Origin of the sequence: Erythrobacter longus (assembly GCF_000715015.1) — a bacterium.
GTDB classification, from domain to species: Bacteria; Pseudomonadota; Alphaproteobacteria; order Sphingomonadales; family Sphingomonadaceae; genus Erythrobacter; species Erythrobacter longus.
On record NZ_JMIW01000007.1, the window covers coordinates 77,184 to 97,232 of the forward strand.

Genomic DNA, 20,049 nt, shown 5'->3' on the forward strand with positions numbered 1-20,049 from the left:
ACGCATGATTAGCAGTTACGTTGCGGAAAGCGAGAGGGATTTAGCTACTCTGCAATCTCAAAGATTGAGACTTGTATCTCTAACTCTGGATGGACTTCCATCGAACACAGGTAGAAAATGCGCTCGAACTCAATAACTGTCGTGTGGTTTGACAGAAGACCGATTAAGTGGTCGCGACGTTCGCAGGCCCAGCCGTGAAGCTTCAAATACTGTGGTTTTGACGAGTAGGGGTTCGAGGCATGCATGAGTTCACCAATCCGACCGTGCCAACTCAAGAGTTCTTTCGATGTTATTGAAAACCCGTTTGGCAACAACTCATGTGGAGCCTCAGTGTCGCCATCCGTTATTATTCTCCTCACCCCGACAGGTAGAAACCGAGGATTGATTTTCTCAACGTTCTTAACAATCTCGGCGATCCTCCAGTCCTTTTCAAAGCGCTTTCGGTTCAAAGAGTACTGTTTCTGGTTTGCTGAAATCGAGGCGAACGCAATTAGCTCGTAGCACTTCCGGAGTTGTAACAAAGCCAGCTCAAGATTGGGAACTGCCAGCTCATTTTGTTTGCGGAATGGGGCCATAGCACTATCAAAAATGGCAATGCGGTGCTTGAGCTCGTGCATGCATTTTTTGTAGCGCCCAGGATCGTGCTGTTGCATCACATCCTAAACACACCAAACTGAGGCCGCTCAGCAATCGGGGCCTCCAACGTAGCCGCAAAGGCCAGCCCCAGCACATCGCGTGTCTGCACTGGATCAATCACCCCGTCATCCCACAGCCTTGCGGTGGCGTAGTAGGGGTTGCCTTCATCCTCGTATTTCTGCCGGATCGGAGCTTTAAAGGCCTCGGCTTGCTCTGAGCTCCATTTGTCGGCGTCGCGGTGGACGGTTGCTAGCACGCTTGCGGCTTGCTCGCCGCCCATCACCGAGATGCGCGCATTGGGCCAGGTAAAAAGGAAGCGCGGGGAATAGGCTCTGCCCGCCATGCCGTAATTGCCTGCGCCAAAGCTGCCGCCGATGACCACGGTGATCTTGGGCACGGTCGCGGTGGCGACGGCGGTGACAAGCTTTGCGCCATGCTTGGCGATGCCTTCCGCCTCGTACTTGCCGCCGACCATAAAGCCGCTGATATTCTGGAGGAACAGGAGCGGGATGCGCCTCTGACACGCAAGCTCGATAAAGTGCGCGCCTTTTTGTGCGCTCTCGGAAAAGAGCACGCCATTATTGGCGATAATCCCGACCGGCATCCCCCAGATATGCGCAAAGCCGCAGACCAGTGTGGAGCCGTAGTGCGCCTTGAACTCGTGGAACTCGCTGCCGTCCACAAGCCGCGCAATCACCTCTTTCACATCGTAAGGCGCGCGCACATCGTCGGGCACGATTGAATAGAGGTCGTCTGCGTCAAACTTGGGCGGGCGCGGGTCTTTGAGCGCTATGTCTGTGGCCGCGCCGGTGTTCGCGCCAAGCTGTGAGACGATATCACGCACGATGGTCAGCGCGTGCTCGTCATTCTCAGCGAGGTGATCGACCACGCCGGATTTCTTGGCATGAAGGTCGCCGCCCCCAAGATCCTCGGCAGTGATTTCCTCACCCGTCGCCGCCTTCACCAGAGGGGGGCCTGCGAGGAAAATTGTACCTTGGTTGCGCACAATCACCGTCTCATCGGACATCGCCGGGACATAGGCCCCGCCAGCGGTGCAAGAGCCCATCACACAGGCGATCTGCGGAATGCCAGCGGCCGACATATTCGCCTGATTGAAGAAGATGCGCCCAAAGTGGTCGCGGTCGGGGAAGACCTCGGCCTGATGCGGCAGGTTCGCCCCGCCGCTGTCGACGAGATAGATGCACGGCAGGCGGTTCTCCATCGCGATCTCTTGCGCGCGAAGATGCTTCTTCACCGTCAGAGGATAGTAAGTGCCGCCTTTCACCGTCGCATCGTTGCATACGATCATGACCTGACGCCCCGAAACGCGCCCGATGCCGCAGATGATGGAGGCCGCGTTCACATCGCCCTCGTACATGCCATTGGCGGCAAGCTGGCCGATCTCAAGGAAGGGCGAGCCCGGATCAAGGAGCCGTTCGACCCGCTCACGAGGCAGCAGTTTCCCGCGCGATACGTGGCGTTCGCGGGAGCGCTCCGGCCCGCCGAGGCTAGCCTTAGCGACTGCTTCGCGCAGGTCGGTGGCCAGCGCTTTGTTATGCGCAGCGCGGGCCTTGGCTTCTGGCGCTTCGCTATCAAGCTTGGTGGTGAGAACAGGTGCGGTCATGTGGTCTCTTTCTTTGCAGCTCGAAAATGCTCCCAGCTCGCGAAAAATACAAATGCGGCGAACAGGGTCTGTAGCGTTAGGCCGAATAGGAACTCGTCATAGCCGATGAGGTAAGTGTAGCCATTCACCAGAACGTTGGAGGCCATAATGGCTAGCCCCAGCCACACACCCCAACGCTCTCGCGCCCAGATGAGCAAAACCGCCAGCGGGTCCAGGAAGGTCAGCGAAGTCCAATAGATGTTCCACGGCAAGGGCATGAAATCATAGGGCAGCCAGCCCAGGTGAAACAGGTCAAGCGAATGGGTAATCGTCCCGATGACAAATCCCAGCGACCAGATGATTTTCGCAATAGTTGGCATCAGGCGGGCGGGCCTTACGTTCCGGGAATATCGCCGGGCTCAAGCCCCTTGACGATAATCGCCTCAGCCGTACTGCCCGCATCGCGGAATTGGCCGATTTCCTGATATTCGGTCGAGGTGAGCCATGCGAAAAGCTTGGGCTTGTCGGGAAATTCGATCAGCACACTGCGGGTGGCATTCCACTCGCCGCCGACCACTTGCGGCTCTTCATCGACGCTGAGCATTTTGCCTTTGAATTTCTCAAAGATTTCCATGAAACGCTCTTCATATTTGTCGTATTGCGCACGGTCATGAATGGTCATGCGGCTGATCATATAAACGGGTGCGGTCATTTTTTCCTCAGTTCGTCATCCCGAACTTGTTTCGGGATAATAAGCGACGGACGCTACCAGTGTTATCCTGAAACAAGTTCAGGATGGCGGATTTGTTCGGGCCTATCATTCACTGATTAGCCCCCGCTTCTTCAACTCATGCTGACAGGCCGCCTGTAAGGAGTCTTTGCTTTCAACATCGGCTAGTATCTCTTCCTCGCTCTGACGGGAACAAGCCACATCAGGCGAGTAAAGTCCCAGATGGCACCAGTCGCAAAAATGGAAGCCATCCGCACCTTCGCTTCCCAGATTTTCATTTTTTGCATCGGCGGTTTCGATGTCGCGAGCTGGCAAAAACCAGATTGCCTTTACGAGATAGCCTAAAGAGAGGAGGAGTATACCTAAACCTATTCCGAGGTTGGCAACCAGAGCTCCCCACACCATACCCTCAAAGGTTTCGGCGCCAGCAGCCACGAAGACCGCCAACACTCCGATAGCTACCAACACCCATCCGCTTGCTGTTGCTTGCGACCCGTCTGGTCTCTCCGTCATAGATTTAGTCCCCTTTCTCAAGGCCGCAGAGTTATCCACCTGCCCCAATCAATTCGCGCCCGATCAGCATCCGGCGGATCTCATTGGTCCCAGCGCCAATATCGAGCAGCTTCGCATCGCGCATATAGCGCTCCACCGGCCAGTCGGTGGTGTAGCCTGCGCCGCCCAAGGCTTGCACGCTTTCGGCTGCCACTTTGAACGAGTTCTCGCTCGCATAAAGGATTGCGCCAGCCGCATCGAAACGGGTGGTCTGGTTGGCGTCGCACGCTTTGGCGACTGCATAGACATAGGCGCGCGCGGTTTGCAGGGCGACGTACATATCGGCGATTTTGCCCTGCATCAGCTGGAAGGAACCGATGGGTTTGCCGAATTGTTTGCGCTCACGAACGTACGGGATGACCGTGTCGAGGCAGGCCTGCATGATGCCGATGGAAAGGCCTGCGAGCACAACGCGCTCATAATCCAGCCCGCTCATCAAAACGCCCACGCCGCCGTTCAAAGGCCCCATGATGTTTTCCTCAGGAACTTCGCAATTGTCGAAGACCAGCTCTGCGGTGGGGCTCCCACGCATGCCGACTTTCTCGATCTTCTGGCCGATGGAGAAACCGGGCATGCCTTTCTCGATCAAAAACGCCGTGATCCCGCGTGATCCCGCCGCGCCGTCCGTTTTGGCATAGACCACCAAAGTGTCGGCCTCACTCGCATTGGTGATCCAGAACTTGGTGCCGTTCAGCACATAGCCGCCCTGCACAGCTTCAGCCTTCAATTTCATCGAAACCACGTCTGAGCCAGCGCCCGCCTCGCTCATAGCAAGCGAGCCCACGTGCTCCCCGCTGATCAGTTTGGGCAGATACTTCGCCTTTTGCTCAGGGTTTGCCCAGCGGCGGATTTGGTTGATGCAAAGGTTCGAGTGCGCGCCGTAGGATAGCGAGAGCGAAGCGCTTGCCCGCGCGACTTCTTCAACCGCGATCACGTGTTCGATATAACCAAGGCCAAGCCCGCCGTCTTCCTCGTCCACCGTGATGCCGTGAAGGCCAAGATCGCCCATAGCCTTCCAAACTTCATCGCGCGGAAAATAGTCTTCGCGGTCGATTTTGTCGCCTAGCGGCATGAGCTGTTCGTCAACAAAACGCCCGACGCTTTCGCGGATCATCTCGGCGCTTTCGCCCAGTTGGAAATCGAAATCAGGGGTAGCTCGCATCAGTGCTCTCTTATTAGTAGGCTCACCAGCCGGTGTTCAAACGGGTGTATTCATATGTTGCGCGCCTTAGCAATCTTATTGGATGACGCCAATCATTAGGGCCAACCACCGCGCGCGTGTGGCCGTACGGGTCAAAGTCTTCTAGGGTCAGAACCTAGCACAGCGCTTGGCCTCAAGCGATTTGCGCATTACGTTGCGACCATCATGGCACAACGCATCAAACCTGTTCGCTTTCTTACTCCTCTTGCGATCCTTGCATTGGCGGGGTGTGCTCCGGACGATGCAGGATCAGAGGGTTCAAGCGAGGCCGAGGCATCAGAAACGCCCAGCGAAGCGGGAGCGGGCGAAGAGACGGGCGACACGGCCATAGCGTCCCGGCCCATGTTGGTGGCCAACACCGGTTGGCTTAGCGTTGGCGCGGACGGGTCGGTGCAAACGACTTTCCTTGATGCAGACGGGCGATATCGCGATTTTCGCAACGGCGTGGCGGCTGATACTGGCAGCTGGGAACGTCGTCCGGATGGCGCGTTTTGTATGCAGCCTGATGCAGGAAAGAGTGCTTGCTGGAGCGCTGATCGGCCTGCCAAAGACGGCTCTATTATGGTGAGCAGCGATGATGCGAAACGCGTGGAGCTCAAACCTATCACGTACTCTCCGCCAGCTGATGATGGGGCCGATGGTGGGGCACAAGAAAGCAATTGAGCTCAAACAGGGTTAGGGTCGCGGCATCGCTATAACAATATCAGATTTCAGCGCGGGTGAGGCGCTGGTCCGCTTTGAAGGGACCGAGCGGCGCTATGGCGATGTTATCGCGGTGGGCGGGATCACCTGCGAAATTGCGAAGGGCAGTTTTGTCGCGCTTGTGGGATCATCGGGATCGGGCAAATCGACCCTTTTGAAGATGGTCAACACGCTAGTCGAGCCGACCGCTGGACGCGTGCTGTTTGCTGGCGATGACGTGACCACCGTGCCCCAGGCGAAGCTGCGCAGGCGAGTGGGCTATGTGTTCCAAGGGATCGGATTGTTCCCGCATTTCACCGTGGGCGAGAACATCGCAATCGGGCCACGCCTTGCAGGAGAGGCACTCGCCGAGAGCCGGATTGAAGAGCTGCTGACACTGGTCGAGCTTGAACCTGATATGGCCAGCCGGATGCCTGATGAACTGTCGGGCGGACAACGCCAGCGGGTCGGCGTTGCGCGCGCGCTCGCCAATGATCCTGAGCTTCTCATCATGGATGAGCCCTTCGGCGCGCTCGATCCCATCACCCGCGATGCGCTGGGCAATAAGGTGCGCGAGCTGCACGAGGCGCTGGGCCTCACCACGATTATGGTCACCCACGACATGGCAGAAGCGCTGCTTCTCGCCGACCGGGTTCTGGTGATGGATAGCGGCGCTTTGGTCGCTGACGAAGCTCCGCGCGCGCTTTTGAAAGGGGAAGGCGGCGATATTGCGCAAGGGCTGGTCGCAGTGCCTCGGGAACAGGCCGAACGCCTTAGCGCTATGGAAGATGCGCCCGCGAAGGATGGTCGGGCATGAACGAGATCGTCGAAATCCTCTTTGGCCTTGGCGATAAATTTGCGAGCCATATTGTGCTTGCTGCAAGCGCCATTGGGCTTGGCATTCTGGTCGCATTGCCCTTGGCGATTTGGGCGAGCCGTTCGCCAACCGTATCGCGTTTTGCCCTCGGCTTCGCAAGCCTGGTGCAAACCATTCCAGCCTTGGCGCTGCTGGCGCTGTTCTTTCCCATTTTGCTCAGCCTTCGCGCCGTATTTGGCGAGGATTTGCCAACGCTTGGCTTCCTTCCCGCTCTGCTCGCGCTTGCGCTTTACGCGCTGCTCCCAATCCTTCGGAACGCTGTCACGGCGCAGGCCAATCTCGACCCGCAAGTGCTCGAGGCCGCCGATGGGGTTGGCATGACAAGCCTGCAAAAACTGCGCCTTGTCGAAGCGCCTCTGTCTGCGCCCTTTGTCATGGCGGGCATTCGCACAGCAAGCGTTTGGACCATCGGCGCTGCCACCCTTGCCACCACTATCGGGCAACCCAGCCTTGGCGATCCGATCTTTGCCGGGCTTCAAACCCAGAACTGGGCGCTCGTGGTCGCGGGATGTATCGCGAGCGCTGGGCTTGCCCTCGTGGTCGATGGGCTGCTCGGAATGATCGAGAACGGCATTGCAAACAGGCGCAAATGGCAATGGGGTGCAGGGTTTGTCGCGGTCGCGCTTGGCCTTGGCGCGGCGCTGTTTGCGCAAGGCGGGGGCGAGGATGACGACACCATCGTCATCGCGTCCAAACAGTTCTCAGAGCAGTATATTCTGGCCCAATTGATCGGTGCGCAGCTTGAAAAGGCAGGCTACTCGGTTGCTTACCGCGATGGCCTTGGATCAGCCGTCGTCCACAGCGCAGTTGCCTCTTCCAACATCGACATCTCGGTCGATTACACCGGAACGATCTGGACCAATGAACTGGAGCGCACCGACAATCCGGGCCGCGAGGCGATGTATGAAACTATCGTCGAATGGGAGCGCGAAAACACGGGCGTGCGCGTGCTTGGGCGGCTGGGATTTGAAAACGCCTATGCCTTTGCGATGCGCAGCGATCGTTCGGCGGAACTCGGCATCACCAGTCTTGAGGATTTGGTCGCGGTCGCCCCGCAGCTAACCCTTGGTGGGGACCCCGAATTCTTCGAGCGGCCCGAATGGATTGCAGTGCGCGAGGCCTATGGTTTGCGCGTCGGGAAAACCCGTAATTTCTCGCCCACCTTCATGTATAATGCGCTTCGATCTGGCGAAGCCGATGCGATCAGCGCCTATACATCGGACGGACGGATTGCAGCGGACAAGCTTGTGGTGCTCGAAGACCCGCGTGAAGCTCTGCCAAGCTATGACGCCATGCTGATGATGAGCCCGCGCATTGCCGGGGACGAGGATATTGCCGCCGCGCTAAAGCCCCTGATCGGAGCCATCTCTGTAGCAGCCATGCGCGAGGCGAATTACGCTGTCGACCGCGAGGGCGAAGGCAAGCTTACCCCCAAAGAGGCAGCGCAAGAGCTGGCGCGAAAGATTGGGCTTTAACGCGCGCGGCGCCAAGTCTGCGTTTGGCAAAACGGTCCGATACAGCCGCTCACCTCAATAGTGTTCGCGCCCTTTCGCTGGATCACAGAGCGATAGCTTTTGCCATTGTTGGGATCGTAAATGCGCCCGCGCCATTTGCTGCCATCTTCGCGAAACTGGGTCAGGATCGGCAGGCCCAGAAGCTTGCGTTGGCGCAGATTGGCGTCTGGATTATTGATGTCGCGCTGGTCCGCGCCATCAGGCGGCGTCACCAAAAAACGCGCGATCCGGCCGCAGGTCACATTGCCACATTGCTTGATCTCTACCACCGCATCGCGGTCCTGCGTGACCCAGCGCCCAGCGATGGAATCGGCTGCCAGAGCCTGCGCCGGGAAAGCCAGAAAGGCAGCCGCAAGCATCCCAAGTGACAAAAACAAGCGGTGGATCATGGACGTCTCCTGAGTTCATTTGCAGGTTCGCGCGAAGGGGGGCAAAAGTTACAGTCAGTCAAACCCAACGCCATCGGGCCACCTTCGCCCGCAAATGCCAAGAACCTTGAACAACAGCCCCATCTGGCCATCACCAACCAAGCGGTCATATTGCCGTTTTATCTTGTCCGCCTCGCCCGGGTTTTGCCGCTGGAGCGCTTCCATGCGCACATCAATGCCCATCTGGCGCAGCCATTCGCCCTGCATTTGGACGCCCATCACATCGGCGCCATTTGCACCGGCGACATCTTTGAGCATCTCAAAGTCGACGTGGGCGGTAAGGTCGGCTTGGCCAGGGAAATCGAACACATCGACCTTTTCATGGGATTTCAAAGCCTGCAGTGTTGAACCCGAACGCGCCTCAAACGGGCCATAATCGATGACAAGCGCAGCCCCGCCCTGATTTTTGAGACGCGAGGCAATCTCCGCCATCAATGTCGAGGCCGCAGCGCTGGTTTCGATCATCGTGCCCTGGCTTGCGCTTTTCCAACCTTTGGGCACGATCGCATCCATCGGCTTGTCGCCTGCGACAAATATGAAGTCGTCACCCTCAAGCCCCACCATGCGTTCGTGCCAGCCATCGGCAGAACGGATGAGCTGATGGATCGGCAGCGCATCGAAGAATTCATTTGCCACAATCAAAAGCGGCGCGTCATCGGGCAGGGTTGAGAGGTCATCGTGATGGATGACATCGGGAAATGCCTCGCGCTGAATTTTACGAAGCGCTGGTGAGGTCTCAACAAAATGCAGCTTGGGTGCAAAATCATAACGGGCAGCGGTGCGTAGCGCGTCTTGACTCAAAGTTCCGCGCCCTGGCCCAAGCTCAACAAAATGGATGTGTTTGCGCCCACCCATTTTCACCCAAAGATCGGCAAACCACAGGCCAATAAGCTCGCCGAACATCTGGCTCACCTCGGGCGCTGTTATAAAATCGCCTTCCTCGCCCAAGGGATCGCGGCTGGTGTAATAGCGCGCGTTGCTCTCTGCCATGTAATGCGCAAGGCTGATGGGCCCTGTCTCGCGGATCAGGCGGCGGAAGGTCTGGCCAAGGTTCTTTGCTTTTTCGGCGGCCTCTTCGAGCGCTTTGGCTTCGGCTTTTTTGCGCGCTTTCTCTTTGGCCTTTTCCTCAGCCTTTTGCGCTGCGAGCGCTTTTTTCCTCGCCTCAGCTTCCGCCTTCTGGCGAGCCTGTTCTGCCTTTTCGGCTTCCTCTTTGGCTTTCTTCTCAGCCGCTATCCGCGCCTTTTCTTCGGCCTCACGCTTCTTCTTTGCTTCTGCTTCTGCTTTGGCTTTGGCCGCTGCTGTCGCCTCTGCCTCAGCCTTGGCCTTTTTCTCAGCCTCCAGCTTTGCTTTCTTTTCTGCTTCAGCTTTGGCTTTCGCCTCTGCTTCGGCCTTTACCTTGGCCTCGGCTGCTGCTTTGGCTTTGGCCTCTGCTACAGCTTTGGCCTCTGCTGGCGCCTTAGCCTCGGCTTCCTTGCGCGCTTTGGCTTCTGCCTCAGCTTTCGCACGCGCTTCGGCTTCTGCTGCTGCCTTACGAGCAGCTTCCTCCTGCGCTTTTCTTTCCGCTTCGGCGAGCGCCTTGTCCTCGGCCTCTTGCTTGGCCCTAGCCTCTGCCAGCGCGCGAGCTTTCGCCTCCGCCTCAGCCTTGGCCTGGGCCGCCGCCTGCGCCTCTTGCTTGGCTATCCGCTCCGCTTCGGAACGCGCTTTTTCTTCTGCCTTCTGCTTGGCTTTGGCCTCAGCCTCTTTGCGGCGCTTCTCTTGCTCTTCTTCGCGCTGCTTTTTGTCTTCGAGCGCTCTCGCCGCAAGCGCCGTCTCTTCGGCGATGCGCGCTTCTTCTTCCTCTTTCAGAAGCTTAGCGAGGGTCGCTGCTTCCGCATCAGCAGGGGGCCTGCCTTTGCGAGGCGGGTTTTTCTTGGCGGGCTGCTGCGTAGGGGGCGTATCAACCGGTACCTTGGTGACGGTGCCGTCCGGCTCGATCAGTTGCAACGGAGCGCAACGCTGTGTGCGCAGCGTGATAACGCCAAGGCCGGTTTTTACGCCGCTTGCGGCGCTCCGGTCCCCACCGGTTTGCGGGTCATCGCGTAGATCACGACAATCAATCCAGTCACTATGAGCGGTATGCTTAGCCATTGGCCCATAGATAGACCAGTTTGCACCACCAAGTCAGCCAATTGTTCATCAGGTTCGCGGAAAAATTCGTTGAAGAAGCGCGCACAGCCCATGCCAAAGGTGAAAACACCCACCAAAAGGCCGGGGCGAAAACGCGCGCGGGTTTTCCAGAACAAGAGCATCAGGACGACAAGCAATAAAAGCCCTTCGAGCCCGGCTTGATAAAGCTGGCTGGGATGGCGCGCGATTTCGCCTGCGCGTGCGTCCGGGAACACCATCGCCCAAGGCACATCGCTGGCCCTGCCCCACAATTCACCATTGTTGAAATTGGCAAGACGGCCAAGCAGCATACCCATCGGAATGCTGACAACGACGTAGTCAAAGACGCGCAGGAAGTTCAGTTTATCGCGCCATGTCACCCACGCAATCGCGGCTAGCACACCAAGGACGCCGCCGTGAAAGCTCATTCCCCCGTCCCACATGCGCAAAAGCTTCCAGCTGATCATCCCCTCGCCCGAAAAATCGGTGAAGGCGCTTGGGATGCCGGTGCTGCCGCCTGTATAGAAGGCGGCATAGCCGAGCCGCCCACCAAGGATCACACCAAGCGTGCAATAGAAAAACAGGTCGTCGGCATGACGCTGCGCCATAGGGGCGCCGGGTGTCTTGATCGCCTTTGACGTGTGCCAATAGGCAAAGATCACGCCGATCAGATAAGCGAGCGAATAAAAGCGCAGCTGGAATGTGCCGATCTCAAAAAGATAAGGCCGCATCCCAAGATCGGACCAATAAATCGGATCAACCCCGTTGCTGGCCGCAACTAAGTTCAAAACGCCGCCGCTTGCAGCAAGTAGTGACAGCACGAAAGGAACCTCTTACAGATATGCGCGTGCCTTGACGGCACCCGGTGTTTACCAGCTAATGGATTTTTCTGGCTTTTGGCACAGCAAGCCCTTTACGAAAAGGGGCTTGAACAAAAGCTTTGGCAGAAGATTATGGCACTTTAGCCATTTGGCCTATTGCTCGGCTTGCCCGAGGTTGACAGATAGGCGGGATCGAAATGCGCTCGGATTAACAGAGCGAAGTGAGGAGAGAGAACCGCATGGCCACAGAGTTGGACAATGCCCTTGACGCAATCATGACCGAGCTGACCAAAGAGGGTCAGCCGTTTCACACGACGCCGATTGATCGCGGCGGCACGGCAATCCCTGCGTTCACCACCGCTCCGCCATCTTTGGCGCATTATTTCGCTCACTTCTGCCAGGAACACAAAGATGTGCCTTTCATCGTTGACGGTGATCTGCGGCTGACCTTTGGCGAGACCTATCAGGCAGCTGTGTGTGTCACGGAAAGCCTTGTGAAAGATCACGGCGTCGAAAAAGGCGACCGGATCGGGATTGCGGCGCGCAATTCGGCCAATTGGATGATCGCCTATATGGGCATCGCCATGGCTGGTGGCTGCGTAACGCTGCTCAACGGTTTCTGGTCAGGTGACGAGCTTGCCTACGGTATTCGCCTTGCTGAGTGCAAAATCGTACTTGCCGATGCAGGCCGGGCAAAGCGGCTTGAGGGCACAGATCATTCGGCAAAGCTGGTGATGATGGACCACAACGCGCCGCATGAAGGCCTATCGAACGTCTGGCGCGCTCCGACAAGTTTTGAGGCATCTGCTGCGATGGCGATGCTTGGTCAAATTGGACCAGATGACCTTGCCACCATTCTTTACACCTCGGGTTCAACCGGCAATTCCAAGGGCGCTTATTCTGACCACTTGGGCGTTGTCTCAGGGGTGATGAATTACGTTGCGCAAAGCGCGATGGCCAAACTCCTGATGGAAGGCAGAGGCGAAGACATGAGCGCGCAGCCATGTGCTCTGGTCGCTGTGCCGCTGTTCCACGTGACCGGCGCTATTCCGCTGTTCCTGCAATCCTATGCAATTGCGCGCAAGCTTGTCCTGATGCCGAAATGGGATGCGCTCCACGCGATCCAGTTGATGGACAAAGAGAAGGTCACCTATTTCGTCGGTGTTCCGCTGATGAGCTATGAAATCGCCACGCACCCTGACTTGAAGGATTACGACCTTTCAGCGTGCAAGAGCTTTGCCGCTGGCGGCGCGCCGCGTCCGGTGGAGCACGTCACCCGCATCAAAGAAGCCCTGCCAGGCGGCTTTCCGCTTCTGGGATACGGCCTTACCGAAACCAATGCGGTGGGCTGCGGTAACTTCAACGAAAACTACCTCGCAAAGCCCAATTCGACCGGCAAAGCCTCCAAGCCGCTGGTGGATCTTGCGATCCTTGACGACGATGGCAACCCTGTCGCGCAAGGCGGCGTTGGCGAGGTTTGCATCCGCTCGGTTGCCAATTTCCGCGGCTATTGGCGCAATGAAGAGGCGACCAATGCCGCCTTTACCGACGACCAGTATTTCCGCACCGGTGACCTCGGCTATCTCGACGAAGATGGTTATCTTTATATCGTTGACCGCAAGAAGGACATCATCATCCGCGGCGGTGAGAATATCACCTGTATCGAGGTGGAGGACGCGATCTACGCGCACAACGATATCGCCGAATGTTCGGTCTTTGGTCTGCCGGATGAACGCATGGGCGAAGTGCCAGCAGCGGTCTTCAACGTGAAAGAAGGCCGCGATGCGATGTCGGCGGCGGACCTGCGCGAATTCCTGCTTTCGCATATCGCCCCCTTCAAGGTTCCGCTTGAAGAGCATATCTGGGTGGTCAATGAAGCACTTCCCCGCCTTGGTACGCAGAAGATCGACAAGAAAAGCCTGCGCGCCCACTACACCGAGCAGGTCACTGCTGCTGCTTGATACGCTCGCATCTTGTGATGTGGGGGACGCGCCATGACGTACTGGGCTCAATCCAGTCGGCGCGTCCCACGCCAACGGGCAATTTTTGATCGCCGGGCGATTAGCGCTGCGGTCGATGGACTTGTCGATGAGTTCGCAGATTCGGCCCGCCCCCACGTCCTTGCCGAACTAAAACGCGCGCTGGAGGCTGGGCATGCAGAGCTGGAGCAGCGGCTTAAGGACAAGCCATCAGCAGGTCATGAGATCACGCTTGGCTATGCGTTCCTTACCGATCAATTGGTTCGTGTGATTTATGATTACGTGGTGACCCATGTCTTTCCCGTCGCCAATCGCAGCACCGCAGAACGGCTCTCTGTGCTTGCTGTGGGCGGGTATGGCCGGGCCGAGATGGCACCGCAATCGGATATCGACATTGCCTTTATCACTCCGATGAAGCGCTCACCTTGGTGCGAACAGGTGATCGAGGCGATGCTTTATATGCTGTGGGATTTGGGCCTCAAAGTGGGCCAATCCAGCCGCACGATCAGCGATACGATGCGTATGGCGAAAGAGGATTTGACGATCCGCACCGCGCTGCTTGAAGCGCGCCTCATCTGGGGGGATCAGGAGCTTTACGAGGAATTGCGACAGCGGTTCTGGAGCGAAGTTGTGCACGGGCAAGAGCGGCAATTCCACAGCGCGAAACTGGAAGAACGAAACGCGCGCCACAAACGCATGGGCGACAGCCGCTATGTGGTGGAACCCAATGTCAAAGATGGCAAAGGGGGCCTGCGCGACCTGCAAACGCTGTATTGGATCGGCAAATTCATGCACCGCGTCGAAAGCGCCAACGATTTGGTGGATGTGGGGCTCTTTACAAAGAGCGAATACCGCAGCTTTCGCCGTGCTGAAGGGTTCTTGCTGGCGGTGCGCTGTCACATGCATTCGATCACGCGGCGCGCCGAAGACCGCTTGACGTTTGACCTGCAACGCGAGGTCGCCAAAGCCATGAATTTTGCCGACCGTCCAGGCAAAAGCGCGGTCGAACGCTTCATGCAATACTACTTTTTGCAAGCCAAGCGCGTCGGCCATCTCACCGGCGTATTCTTGTCACAGCTTGATGCGAAACTGGCAAAGAAGCGCGTGGCGAGCGGTTTTTTTGCAGGCTGGTCTTCCAAACCGCGCATGCACAAAGGCTACAGCATTGAAGGCGGCAAAATCAAAGCTCCGAGCAATGCATGGTTTGCCGAGGACCCCGTACGCTTGATCGAGATTTTCAAGATCGCAGAAGAGCAAGGGGTCGAAGTTCACCCGGAGACAATGCGGCAGGCGAACCGCGATGCAAAGCTGATCGACAGGGCCATCAAATCTGACCCTCATGCCAATGCGCTTTTCCTCGACGTTTTGTGCGGGCGCAAAGACCCTGAAAGCGCGCTTCGGTGGATGAATGAGGCGGGCGTTTTTGGCCGCTTCGTGCCTGATTTTGGCCGCGTGAACGCTCAAATGCAGTTCGACATGTATCACCACTATACAGTGGATGAGCACACCATTCGCGCGATCGGTCTTCTAAGCCAGATTGAGCGCGGCCTTCTTGAAGGCGATCACCCGCGTGCGACCAAACAGATCCACAAGGTGAGCTCACGGCGCGCACTTTATGTGGCGGTGCTGCTCCACGATATCGGCAAAGGGCGCGGCGGAGATCACTCGGTCATTGGCGCTGAGATAGCGTACAAGCTGTGTCCGCGCTTTGGGCTCGACCAGAAAGAAACCGATCTGGTCGCATGGCTGATCCTGCACCACTTGTTGATGAGCTCAACCGCGCAAAAACGCGATCTTACCGACCCCAAGACGATTGAGGATTTTGTCGCCGAAGTGAAGTCGGTTGAGCGGCTGCGCAATCTCGCCATCCTGACCTGTGTCGATATTCGCGCCGTTGGCCCTGGCACGTGGAACAGCTGGAAGGGGCAGTTGATTGGCGAGCTTTATGATGCGGCACAAGAGCGTCTGCGGCTTGGGCACAAACGCAGCGGGCGCGAACACCGCGTCGCAGACCGCAAGGCTGCGGTGAGCGAACTCCTGGGTGACAAAGCCTATCTTGCCGCCGAAGTGGGCGACCTTCTGGCTGATGCGTATTGGATTGCGGAACCTGAAGACATCATCGCCAAGAACCTTATCCAATATGAAGAGGCGCGCAGGCTGAAGGAACAGCTTTCAATTCACTGCGAAGTTGATGAAGAACGCGGCGCCACACTGGTTAGCGTCATTGCAGGCGACCACCCGGGGCTTTTCTATCGCATCGCAGGCGGCATCCATTTGGCGGGCGCCAACATTATTGATGCGCGCATTCATACGGCCGCCAACGGCTATGCGATCGACAATTTTCTCGTGCAGGACCTGAATAATGGGCCATTCGGGGAGGATGCCCAAATCGCGCGGCTCAAAAAGGGCATCCATGATGCCTTGTTTGCGAGGGTCGAACTGGTCCCCAAACTGGCAGCCCGGCCCCTTCCTCATTCAAGGGCCAAAGCCTTTGCGGTCGCTCCAACCGTCAACTTCGACAACAAGGCGTCAAACCACTTCACTGTGATCGAAGTGACAGCGCGCGACAGGCCTGCTCTTCTCAACCGGCTCGCGCATGGGCTTTTTACCTGCAATCTGATTGTTCAATCGGCCCACATCACGGCCTATGGCGAAAGCGCGGCCGACACATTTTATGTGACTGACCTAACCGGCAGCAAAGTAACCTCGCCCCAGCGTTTGGCCGAAATTGAGGCGGTACTTCTCCAAGCGTCGAGCGACGAGAGACAGCTGGAACTCGAAAAAGTGTGACCAAATTGCCAATATTGTGCGAGTTTTGTTACATCTCGTCGCTTTAGGACTGTTTTTCGTCGGACATGGGTTGTAACGCGACCTTCCCCCCTAAATGGGTTTCGCCAAGAGAACCTAAATACGGAGAGATATATGCGTTCCTTCACTTCGCTTAGCGCGTTGGCACTTTTGGGTGCCGGAATGGCCATGGCCCCTCAGGCTGCTTTGGCACAAGACAATGACGTTGATACTGCTGCCTCGGAAGATGAAGGAAACACAATCCTCGTCACCGGTTCTCGCATTCGCCGCCAATCGCAAGCTGACCTTGCATCGCCATTGGCAACCATCGGAAGCGAGAGCATTTCCGATATCGGCGCGCAGAACATTGCAGATGTAACGCAAACGCTGACCATCAACACCGGTGCGCAAAACAACCCTGATGCCTTCACCCAAGGCGGAACAACCGGCACGTCAAACATCAACCTTCGCGGTCTTGGTGTTGCCTCGACCTTGATCCTGCTCAATGGCAAGCGCCAGACGCTTTCATCAGGTCCGACCAATGATGGCATCAACTTCGTCGACACCGCATCGCTCGTCCCGCTGATCGCTGTGGACCGTGTTGAAATCCTCAAGGATGGCGCATCATCGCTATATGGTTCTGACGCTGTTGCAGGTGTTGTAAACTTTATCACCCGCGAAAATTACGAGGGCGTCACCGTGTCGGGCGAATTTACCGACCACACCAGCCGCGGTGATTATTCCGAATACAACATTCAAGCGCTTGCCGGCGTTGAGCTTGGCGGTGTGAACCTGATGGCTGCCGTCAGCTATGTCGACCGCTCACCTTTGACCACGGCAGAGCGCCGCCTTTCGGTGCCTGCGGATGACACCTCGATCCTTGGTAACCCCGGCGCATTCATCGGCGTTCCAGGAGCGCCTGCCGGTGCACCAACGCTTGACCCAGGCTGTGCCGATGCGGGCGGAACTCCACTTCCTGCAAGCGCAGCAGCAGTACCTCTTCTGCCTGCTGGCATTGGTTTTTGCGGGTTTGACTTTGGCGAATTCTTCAACCTCGTGCCCGAAGAAGAGCGTTTGACCGTATTCGTGTCGGCCAATGCTGATCTGTCGGATTCGATCCGCTGGTCTGCTGAATTCGGCTATGCCGATAACGAAGCGCAACGCGGTAACTCGCCGACCTTCCCGTTCCTGCAACTTGGTCAGGCCGTTGTCCCATCATTCAACCCGAACAATATCTTCGGCGCGAATGTAGTCTTCCTCGGCCGTGCAAGCGGCACAGGGGGTGATGTTTCACCACAGTTTACCGAAAGTGAAACATTCCGCTTCTCGACTGAAGTCGAAGGTGATTTCGAAGGGTTCCTGGCCAATGGTCTTTGGAACGTAAGCTTCACCTATGCCGAGAACAACTTCACCACCATGACCGAAGACACAGTGCGCGATCGATTCGCCTGTGCGCTTCGCGGCTTCAACGCAGTTCCAGCATTCAACGCTGCAACAGGGCTTGATTGTACGGCGCAAAACGCGTTCCTGAATGCAAATCAGGCGACCATTCCGGCTAACGGGACCTTCTTTAACCCATTCGCAACCGCCCTGGCGGGTGGAACAAATGCCAATGCGGCATTGCTCGATTACGTGACGGAATTCTCAACTGCAGACCGCGGTTCTGAATTGTTCGTTGGTGAGGCATTCTTCTCAGGCGATTTGTTTGAACTGCCATCGGGTCCCGTTGGCGTTGCGCTTGGCGTTCAATACCGCAACCAGTCGATTGGTGCGCGGTTTGACAGTATCACAGCAGCTGATGGTTTTGCCTTCCTGATCGGCGAACAGCCCTTTAGCGGTTCGCAAAGCGTCTATGCGGTCTTTGGTGAAGCCAACGCACCGATCACCGACTGGCTCGATCTCCAACTGGCCCTTCGTTACGAAGATTACGGCATCGATGGCGGCGATACGCTTGATCCGAAGATCGCACTTCTGGCACGTCCAGCCGACTGGATCTCGCTGCGCGGGTCTTTCTCGACCTCGTTCCGTGCGCCATCCACCTTCCAGTTGGTGGGCCAGTCAACGACGCTTCAACAGGTGTCAGATCCGAACAACGCAGGCGGCAACGTCTTTGCTGCTATCCGTGCAGTGGGCAACCCGAACCTGACCCCGGAAACGTCGACCGCCTACAACCTGGGCTTCACTCTAGAGCCTGTGCCCGGTCTGGAAATCACCGCTGACTACTATAACTTCGAGTTTGACGATGCGATCGTTCAAACGGCGCCTCAGGAACTGATCAATGCAGATCCAAACGCTCCGAACATCATCCGTAGTCCGGCTGGCACGATCATTCAGGTCAACAACGGTTATGTGAACGCAGCTAGCGTTGAGACATCGGGCCTCGACTTCCTGATGCGGTACCGCGCTGATGTGGGTGCGTTCACGATCACGCCAAGCATTGAGGGCAACTACGTCTTCAACTACGATCTGCAAACGTCTGTGAACGGGCCAGTGATTAATGGTGCGGGCAACCGCAACTTCACCAACTTTGGTTCACCAACTCCGGAACTGCGATTCAACGCTGGGCTCCAAATCGCAGCGGGCGCACACTCGTTCAACGTGTTTGGCCGTTACATCGATAGCTATCTCGATGACCAGAATGGCGGCGCTGATATCGACAGCGACTTCCGCGTTGACGCGCAATACTCGCTCGATCTGGCTGAGGTGCTCGACATGAACAACCAACTGCGGCTGACGGCCGGTGTGCGCAACCTGTTCGGTGTGACCGCACCGCGCGTTGCGACCAATGGCGGCTTCGACAGCCGGGTCCACGACCCACGCGGTACGCTTGTGACCGTCGGTATTATTGCTGGCATCTAAGCCCTAGAGCACAGCACCTTTTAAAAAAGGGGCGCTTCCAGCAATGGAGGCGCCCCTTTTTGTTTAGGGTTGGTGCAGACGCCTAGCGTTCCACCAGCAGCAAAAGCGCAATCATCTTATCGTCAAAGCCCACGAACCCCCATTCGGTCGCCCCTCCCGCAATCGGGTTCCAAAGGCCGTCATAGCGGTTGGAGACAAGCATGAGAGTGGCAGGATCAAACAGGTCCATGAACTCATCGGCACAGGCCTCACCCTCGCGGCGTGAAAGCCAGGGCTGGCTTGGATTTTCAAGGTTTTGGGTGAATGCCTTGATAAGCTCCCCCTTGCCCGAACGCGTTTCCGCTTTGGGCGCGCCCGCATCAAGCAGCTGCCAGTTAAAACCTATCGTTTTAAGACCCAGTGTTTGCACAAATCGGTCAGCAACGTCGCAGTGATTACCCGATTGTCCCTCGCGCGGGCCATATGCAAATTTGACGAGCGCGCCCTCTTCCAGAATGGCCTGCCACTTCGCAATAAAGCTTTGCGCTTTATCGTTCATCCACGCGCACCAAACAAAGCGGTGCCAACACGGATGTGCGTTGCGCCAAGTTGCACAGCGGTTTCATAATCGCCGCTCATCCCCATCGAGAGGCCCGCAGCTTCGTCGGCCAACCCGTTGCCCTTGGAAAGCTTTGCAAGGAAAGCGAAGAAAGGCGCTGGCTCTGTTCCCGATGGCGGCAAACACATTAGCCCTGCCAGCGGAATGCCCGCCTCGCGCACCTTGGCGAGGAACTCGGGAAGTCCGGCAATCGGGCAGCCGCCCTTTTGCTCTTCATCGCCGATATTCACCTGCACAAAACACGGAACACGGCGTCCCGTCTTGTCCATTGCTTTGACCAGCGCCTTCAACAGGCTGGGGCGATCAAGCGAATGGATCACATCAAACAGCTCAACCGCCTCTTCGGCCTTGTTGGACTGAAGCTGACCGATCAGGTGCAGTTCCACATCGGGATATTTTTCACGCAATGCGGGCCATTTGCTTTGGGCCTCAGCCACGCGGTTTTCACCAAAGACGCGGTGCCCTGCGTCCAGCAAGGGCGTGATGCGCTCTACCGGATGGGTTTTACTGACCGCGATGAGGATCACGTCTTCTGGCTTACGCCGCGACGGCTTGCACACACGCGCGATGTTGGCGTGGACTGTATCGAGTTTGTCGGCTGCACTTTCCATGGGAGAGCCGCTATAGCTAAGCCATGC

The 20,049-nt window shown here is 57.2% G+C and carries 17 protein-coding genes; 6 read left to right on the forward strand and 11 right to left on the reverse strand.

All coding sequences use genetic code 11. The features are described from left to right. Positions 1-44: 44 nt before the first annotated feature. The 6 genes from EH31_RS14250 to EH31_RS14275 form a co-directional block, all read right to left on the reverse strand. The gene (locus EH31_RS14250) at positions 45-653 is read right to left on the reverse strand and encodes a hypothetical protein (protein ID WP_034961540.1); all 609 of its coding nucleotides are present in this window, start codon (positions 651-653) and stop codon (positions 45-47) included. After that, complete coding sequence (locus EH31_RS14255) at positions 653-2,260, reverse strand: carboxyl transferase domain-containing protein (RefSeq protein ID WP_034961542.1); 1,608 nt, start codon at positions 2,258-2,260, stop codon at positions 653-655. The genes EH31_RS14250 and EH31_RS14255 overlap by 1 nt, the downstream gene beginning before the upstream one ends. Next, complete coding sequence (locus tag EH31_RS14260) at positions 2,257-2,619, reverse strand: hypothetical protein (protein WP_034961545.1); 363 nt, start codon at positions 2,617-2,619, stop codon at positions 2,257-2,259. The genes EH31_RS14255 and EH31_RS14260 overlap by 4 nt, the downstream gene beginning before the upstream one ends. Before the next feature lie 14 nt (positions 2,620-2,633). Next, positions 2,634-2,951, reverse strand: a complete 318-nt coding sequence (locus tag EH31_RS14265; RefSeq protein ID WP_034961547.1) for a DUF1330 domain-containing protein — start codon at positions 2,949-2,951, stop codon at positions 2,634-2,636. A gap of 105 nt (positions 2,952-3,056) precedes the next feature. After that, positions 3,057-3,482, reverse strand: coding sequence for a hypothetical protein (locus EH31_RS14270; RefSeq protein WP_152553586.1), 426 nt, complete (start codon positions 3,480-3,482; stop codon positions 3,057-3,059). A 31-nt stretch (positions 3,483-3,513) separates the two neighbouring features. Beyond that, positions 3,514-4,683, reverse strand: coding sequence for an isovaleryl-CoA dehydrogenase (locus EH31_RS14275; RefSeq protein WP_034961552.1), 1,170 nt, complete (start codon positions 4,681-4,683; stop codon positions 3,514-3,516). 204 nt (positions 4,684-4,887) lie between these two features. On the opposite strand from EH31_RS14275, the gene EH31_RS14280 reads away from it, so the two are divergent. The 3 genes from EH31_RS14280 to EH31_RS14290 are packed head-to-tail and all read left to right on the forward strand — an operon-like array spanning position 4,888 to position 7,755. Beyond that, on the forward strand, positions 4,888-5,385 hold the full coding sequence (locus EH31_RS14280) for a hypothetical protein (protein WP_034961555.1): 498 nt from the start codon (positions 4,888-4,890) through the stop codon (positions 5,383-5,385). 37 nt (positions 5,386-5,422) lie between these two features. Further along, positions 5,423-6,220 carry an ATP-binding cassette domain-containing protein gene (locus EH31_RS14285; RefSeq protein ID WP_034961557.1) on the forward strand — a complete coding sequence of 266 codons (798 nt, stop codon included), beginning with the start codon at positions 5,423-5,425 and terminating at the stop codon, positions 6,218-6,220. Then, complete coding sequence (locus tag EH31_RS14290; protein WP_034961560.1) at positions 6,217-7,755, forward strand: ABC transporter permease/substrate-binding protein; 1,539 nt, start codon at positions 6,217-6,219, stop codon at positions 7,753-7,755. Before EH31_RS14285 ends, EH31_RS14290 begins: the two co-directional genes overlap by 4 nt. Here EH31_RS14290 and EH31_RS14295 read toward each other — a convergent pair. From EH31_RS14295 to lgt, 3 genes are read right to left on the reverse strand one after another with little or no spacing between them, the layout of a single operon-like run. Then, positions 7,752-8,183 carry a DUF2147 domain-containing protein gene (locus EH31_RS14295; RefSeq protein ID WP_034961562.1) on the reverse strand — a complete coding sequence of 144 codons (432 nt, stop codon included), beginning with the start codon at positions 8,181-8,183 and terminating at the stop codon, positions 7,752-7,754. The two genes, EH31_RS14290 and EH31_RS14295, sit on opposite strands and share 4 nt — an antisense overlap. A 54-nt stretch (positions 8,184-8,237) precedes the next feature. Beyond that, complete coding sequence (locus EH31_RS18105) at positions 8,238-10,349, reverse strand: class I SAM-dependent methyltransferase (protein WP_338390487.1); 2,112 nt, start codon at positions 10,347-10,349, stop codon at positions 8,238-8,240. After that, entirely contained in the window at positions 10,253-11,188 is a 936-nt protein-coding gene (lgt, locus tag EH31_RS14310; RefSeq protein ID WP_422110931.1) for a prolipoprotein diacylglyceryl transferase, read from the reverse strand. The genes EH31_RS18105 and lgt overlap by 97 nt, the downstream gene beginning before the upstream one ends. 239 nt (positions 11,189-11,427) lie before the next feature. Here lgt and EH31_RS14315 point away from each other — a divergent pair, with 239 nt between their 5' ends. The 3 genes from EH31_RS14315 (at position 11,428) to EH31_RS14325 (ending at position 18,813) form a co-directional block, all read left to right on the forward strand. Beyond that, the gene (locus EH31_RS14315) at positions 11,428-13,149 is read left to right on the forward strand and encodes a class I adenylate-forming enzyme family protein (protein WP_034961565.1); all 1,722 of its coding nucleotides are present in this window, start codon (positions 11,428-11,430) and stop codon (positions 13,147-13,149) included. Between the two features lie 33 nt (positions 13,150-13,182). Then, positions 13,183-15,957: a [protein-PII] uridylyltransferase gene (locus tag EH31_RS14320; protein ID WP_034961570.1), complete on the forward strand. Its 2,775-nt coding sequence runs from the start codon at positions 13,183-13,185 to the stop codon at positions 15,955-15,957. Between the two features lie 132 nt (positions 15,958-16,089). Continuing rightward, a complete protein-coding gene (locus tag EH31_RS14325; protein ID WP_051699300.1) occupies positions 16,090-18,813 on the forward strand; it encodes a TonB-dependent receptor plug domain-containing protein in 2,724 nt (907 codons plus the stop codon). An 82-nt stretch (positions 18,814-18,895) separates the two neighbouring features. Here EH31_RS14325 and EH31_RS14330 read toward each other — a convergent pair whose 3' ends face one another. Further along, entirely contained in the window at positions 18,896-19,351 is a 456-nt protein-coding gene (locus EH31_RS14330; RefSeq protein ID WP_034961572.1) for a hypothetical protein, read from the reverse strand. Beyond that, the gene (locus EH31_RS14335) at positions 19,348-20,022 is read right to left on the reverse strand and encodes a YggS family pyridoxal phosphate-dependent enzyme (protein ID WP_034961574.1); all 675 of its coding nucleotides are present in this window, start codon (positions 20,020-20,022) and stop codon (positions 19,348-19,350) included. Before EH31_RS14335 ends, EH31_RS14330 begins: the two co-directional genes overlap by 4 nt. Positions 20,023-20,049: the final 27 nt, after the last annotated feature.

What these genes read in the sequence shown, in the direction of transcription:
- EH31_RS14260 (WP_034961545.1), bottom strand. Translation starts at nt 2,619, where the DNA reads ATGCCAACTATTGCGAAAATCATCTGGTCGCTGGGATTTGTCATCGGG.
- EH31_RS14250 (WP_034961540.1), bottom strand. Translation starts at nt 653, where the DNA reads ATGCAACAGCACGATCCTGGGCGCTACAAAAAATGCATGCACGAGCTC.
- EH31_RS14335 (WP_034961574.1), bottom strand. Translation starts at nt 20,022, where the DNA reads ATGGAAAGTGCAGCCGACAAACTCGATACAGTCCACGCCAACATCGCG.
- EH31_RS14325 (WP_051699300.1), top strand. Translation starts at nt 16,090, where the DNA reads ATGCGTTCCTTCACTTCGCTTAGCGCGTTGGCACTTTTGGGTGCCGGA.
- EH31_RS14265 (WP_034961547.1), bottom strand. Translation starts at nt 2,951, where the DNA reads ATGACCGCACCCGTTTATATGATCAGCCGCATGACCATTCATGACCGT.
- EH31_RS14290 (WP_034961560.1), top strand. Translation starts at nt 6,217, where the DNA reads ATGAACGAGATCGTCGAAATCCTCTTTGGCCTTGGCGATAAATTTGCG.
- EH31_RS18105 (WP_338390487.1), bottom strand. Translation starts at nt 10,349, where the DNA reads ATGGCTAAGCATACCGCTCATAGTGACTGGATTGATTGTCGTGATCTA.
- EH31_RS14255 (WP_034961542.1), bottom strand. Translation starts at nt 2,260, where the DNA reads ATGACCGCACCTGTTCTCACCACCAAGCTTGATAGCGAAGCGCCAGAA.
- EH31_RS14295 (WP_034961562.1), bottom strand. Translation starts at nt 8,183, where the DNA reads ATGATCCACCGCTTGTTTTTGTCACTTGGGATGCTTGCGGCTGCCTTT.
- EH31_RS14270 (WP_152553586.1), bottom strand. Translation starts at nt 3,482, where the DNA reads ATGACGGAGAGACCAGACGGGTCGCAAGCAACAGCAAGCGGATGGGTG.
- EH31_RS14330 (WP_034961572.1), bottom strand. Translation starts at nt 19,351, where the DNA reads ATGAACGATAAAGCGCAAAGCTTTATTGCGAAGTGGCAGGCCATTCTG.
- EH31_RS14275 (WP_034961552.1), bottom strand. Translation starts at nt 4,683, where the DNA reads ATGCGAGCTACCCCTGATTTCGATTTCCAACTGGGCGAAAGCGCCGAG.
- EH31_RS14315 (WP_034961565.1), top strand. Translation starts at nt 11,428, where the DNA reads ATGGCCACAGAGTTGGACAATGCCCTTGACGCAATCATGACCGAGCTG.
- EH31_RS14280 (WP_034961555.1), top strand. Translation starts at nt 4,888, where the DNA reads ATGGCACAACGCATCAAACCTGTTCGCTTTCTTACTCCTCTTGCGATC.
- EH31_RS14320 (WP_034961570.1), top strand. Translation starts at nt 13,183, where the DNA reads ATGACGTACTGGGCTCAATCCAGTCGGCGCGTCCCACGCCAACGGGCA.